Genomic DNA, 1017 nt, shown 5'->3' on the forward strand with positions numbered 1-1017 from the left:
CCCACCCCGTCGGCACCGCCCTGCTGTACCTGACCGACGCCACCCGCACCGACGCCTGGGCCCCCGCGCCGCGCCCGCGCGAACTGCGCGCCCGCCTCTGGTACCCGGCCGCGCCCGGCGCCCGGGGCCCGTACGCGCCGTGGATGAACCCTGCCGAGACCGCCCACCTGCAGGCCGCCTACTTCGCCGTCCCCGACGCCCGCCTCACCTGGCCCACCACCCACGCCCGCCCGAACGTGCCCGCCGACCGCGGCCGCCGCCACCCCGTGGTCCTCAACTCCCACGGCTCCGGCGCCGACAGCGCCTTCAACACCGCCCTCGCCGAGGAACTCGCCTCCCACGGCCACGTCGTCGCCGCCGTCGACCACACCTACGACGCCGGCGAGGTCGAATTCCCCGGCCACCGCCTCGAAGTGCGCGACAAGGCCCGCGTCCAGGCGATGACCGACGCCGAGATCGTCGCCTACCGCGCCGCCGACGCCCGCTGCCTGCTCGACCGCCTCGAAAGCGGCCCGCTGCCCGCCGGCCTCCACACCGCCCTCGACCTCGACGCCGTCGGCATGTTCGGCCACTCCATGGGCGGCGCCACCACCGCCCAGGCCCTGCACGACGACCCGCGCATCCGCGCCGGCGCCGTCCTGGACGGCCCCCTGTTCGGCACCAGCGCCACCGCCGACCAGGACCGCCCCCTGCTGCTGATGGCCTCCACCTGGGACAGCCCCGCCCGCGACGCCATGTGGGACACCCTGTGGCCGCACCTGACCGGCTGGCGCCGCCGCCTGACCCTCACCCGCTCAGGACACCTGTCCTACTGCGACCTCCAACTCCTCGTCCCCCAGGGCCAGAGCGTCTTCTCCTGGCCCGCCGACCAGCTGGAACACTTCCTCGGCACCGGCGACCCCCAGCGCGCCGTCGCCGCCCAACGCGCCTACCTCACCGCCTACTTCGGCCTCCACCTGCGCGCCGTCCCCGGTGATCTGCTGGGACGCCTACTTGGCCAGGTGGGACAGTTGCAGC

General features: G+C 75.4%; 1 protein-coding gene. It reads left to right on the plus strand.

Features of this window, described 5'->3' with window-relative positions; all coding sequences use genetic code 11:
- On the plus strand, positions 1 to 1017 hold a 1017-nt coding region (locus tag ACIQOV_RS42825; protein ID WP_401056719.1), incomplete at both ends, for an alpha/beta hydrolase family protein.

Origin of the sequence: Kitasatospora sp. NPDC091257, assembly GCF_044757675.1 — a bacterium.
Lineage (GTDB): Bacteria > Actinomycetota > Actinomycetes > Streptomycetales > Streptomycetaceae > Kitasatospora > Kitasatospora lactacystinica.